This is a genomic window from uncultured Planktosalinus sp. (assembly GCF_963973675.1).
Lineage (GTDB): Bacteria > Bacteroidota > Bacteroidia > Flavobacteriales > Flavobacteriaceae > Planktosalinus.
In genome coordinates this window covers 1-2,566 of the sequence record NZ_CAXBAN010000375.1, presented here as the reverse complement: position 1 = coordinate 2,566, position 2,566 = coordinate 1, and the positions used below count along the sequence as shown (strand labels likewise).

Annotated in this window: 3 protein-coding genes; 1 reads left to right on the top strand and 2 read right to left on the bottom strand. The window is 32.2% G+C overall.

Annotated features, from left to right (window positions below):
- Window positions 1–1,180, top strand: a 1,180-nt coding sequence (locus tag AACY61_RS12225; RefSeq protein ID WP_339611857.1) for a TlpA disulfide reductase family protein, incomplete at its 5' end; no start/stop codon positions are given.
- 25 nt (window positions 1,181–1,205) lie between these two features.
- On the opposite strand, the gene AACY61_RS12220 is transcribed toward AACY61_RS12225, so the two are convergent.
- Both AACY61_RS12220 and AACY61_RS12215 read right to left on the bottom strand, forming a co-directional pair.
- Window positions 1,206–1,883 (bottom strand): SIMPL domain-containing protein, encoded by a 678-nt coding sequence (locus AACY61_RS12220; protein WP_339611855.1) that lies wholly within the window; start codon window positions 1,881–1,883, stop codon window positions 1,206–1,208.
- Between the two features lie 50 nt (window positions 1,884–1,933).
- The coding region (locus AACY61_RS12215; RefSeq protein WP_339611854.1) for a rhomboid family intramembrane serine protease at window positions 1,934–2,566 on the bottom strand (633 nt) is incomplete at its 5' end.

Here is a 2,566-nt window from a genome sequence, read left to right as displayed (position 1 = left end):
AAGTGTATCAATGTCAAAAGGCTGGCTGTTTTCACCTACTGTTCTATACCTTTGCAAAAAAAAATACGAAATGAGATATTTAAGCTTCATATTATTTTTATTGATCTTACAATCCTGCAACCAATCAGGAACAATAACCTTTTCTGGAACGATTGAAGGTGCTGAAGATGGTTCAAAGGTTTACTTTCAAAATGTAAATGAAAACAGCCAGCCTTTTGACATTGATACACTTGAAATTCAAAATGGTAAATTTTCTTTCGAAATAGATAAGCAAGAGCAATCAAAAGTTGGTTTATTAAATTTCAGAAACTTAAATACTACGCTTATTTTCTTTTATGAGAGGGACAATATTGAAGCAGATTTTGATTTAAACAATTTATATGAATCAACGTTTAAAGGAGGGAAAGACAATGACTTATTTAATAATTTTAAAGAAGAGTTACTTAAGTTTAGCAACCGTAAAACAGAACTTCAAAATGAAATTGATGAAGCCCGTCAGGCCATGTCTAATCAAGATATGATTAGGTTGCAAACTGAAATTGCACTTGTTTCTAACGAAGAACAGGTGTTTAAAAAAGAATTTGTTAATGAAAATATCAATTCACTCTTATCATTAATGCTTCTTAATGAAATGATTGCGAAAAAAGAAGTTAGCTATGACGAAGTTGAAAAGCTATTGGAAAAAAGAAAAAATAAGAATGAAAATGTGTTTAGTAAATTAGTTGATGTCAACAAACAATTATTAAAAGGAGCAGAAGTGGGAAACCAGGCACCTGAGTTTTCAGGCCCAACACCGGAAGGTGATACACTTTCCCTAAAAGAAGCTATGGGAAAAATCACCCTTATTGATTTTTGGGCTTCATGGTGCAGACCTTGTAGAGTTGAAAACCCTAATGTAGTAAGAGTTCACAATCAATTTAAAGACAAAGGTTTCAATATCATAAGTATTTCACTTGACAGACCAAATCAAAGAGCACAATGGCTTAAAGCCATTGAAGATGATAAAATGGATTGGTATCATATTTCAAATTTAAATTACTGGGACGACCCAATTGCAAGAGAATATGGAGTTAGATCTATACCGGCAACATTTATAATTGACGAAAACGGTAAAATAGTTGCTAAAAACGTAAGAGGAGGTGCATTGGCTCAAAAGGTCGCTGAACTTTTAGCTGAGTAAGGAATATTTTATTTATAATTGTTTTCTAATCCAGCTCAAATATAACTTGAACAGATTGCATGATAATTATTTCACCAACTGCCAAAGTTTGATTTCCTGAATCTGATACAGCCATTGCTTCCATTCTGTAAAATGGGTTGGGTGGAGAATAATTTGAAGGCTCTGAAATCTGTATGGCTTTTCCAATAGATTGACCTAAAACAGAAGCATATTCTTCTGCTTTCAATTTTGCGTTCTCAATGGCTTTTTTTCGGGCTTCTTTCTTTAAAGCCTCACTTTTACTACTACTAAAAACAATCCCGTCTATTCTGTTAATACCCTTTTCTACCAATCCGGAAATCAAGGGTTCATAGTTAATTAAATCTTTCAATAAAATCGTAATTGTTTGACTTGCACTATAATTGTATGATTTCTTGTTATAATCATACGACTTATTTAAACGCACATGTTGCGTTTGAATATCTTTATCTAAAATTTCAAACTGCTTGACGTAATTGAGGACTGCATCAACAGTCTTATCATTCTGGTTTTTTAATTGAATAACGTCATTTCCTGTGTTTTCAACAGATAATTGAATTTTTACCTGATCGGGTACCACCTTAACAATACCTTCACCCAAAACACTTACATTAGATTTTGATCCTTGCTGAGCTGTTATCCCACCTGAAATCAAAATTACAAGAGCTAGAATATAATTTTTCATTTTTTTAAGTTTGTTGTTTAAAAACTAAAGACAATAGTTGTGCCAAAGCACTAAATTTTCCCTGTTCGATGTAAAACAAAAAGAACTAAAATAGGAATTGCCAATAAAGCAACAATCCAAAACTGATGACTTAATAAAGACGGTGCAAAGGCCAACGTAAGAACATATCCTGCTATAGCTCCTCCAAAATGGGCATCGTGACCTATATTTCCAAATTGCTTTTTCATTCCGTAAAGAGTATAAAACAAATAGGCAATACCAAATAACCAGGCAGGTATGGCTATTGGTATAAAAAATAAATATAAACCCATTTCAGGATACAGGAGTATAGCGGCATATAAAATACCCATAACTCCTCCACTTGCTCCTACGGCTGTATAATGATATTCATCTTTGTGAAAAAAAAAGGAAAGTAAATTTCCGGCAAGAATACTTATCAGATAGATAATTAAAAAGGCTACTGTACCCAATGTTTGTATAACTACTTCCGCAAAAAAATAGAGGGTTATCATATTAAATAATAAGTGCGCTGTATTAACATGCAAAAAAGCTGAAGAAAAAATTCTGAAATAGTCACCTTTATGTATTGAAGCTACTTTGAATTTATACTTTTCAAAAAAGGAATAATCGTTAAACCCATTTAATGAAATCAAAACATTTGCAGCAATAATTAAAATTGTAAC

Bases quoted from the DNA above. Each gene is read 5' to 3' on its own strand.
- AACY61_RS12220 (WP_339611855.1), bottom strand. From the start codon at position 1,883: ATGAAAAATTATATTCTAGCTCTTGTAATTTTGATTTCAGGTGGGATA.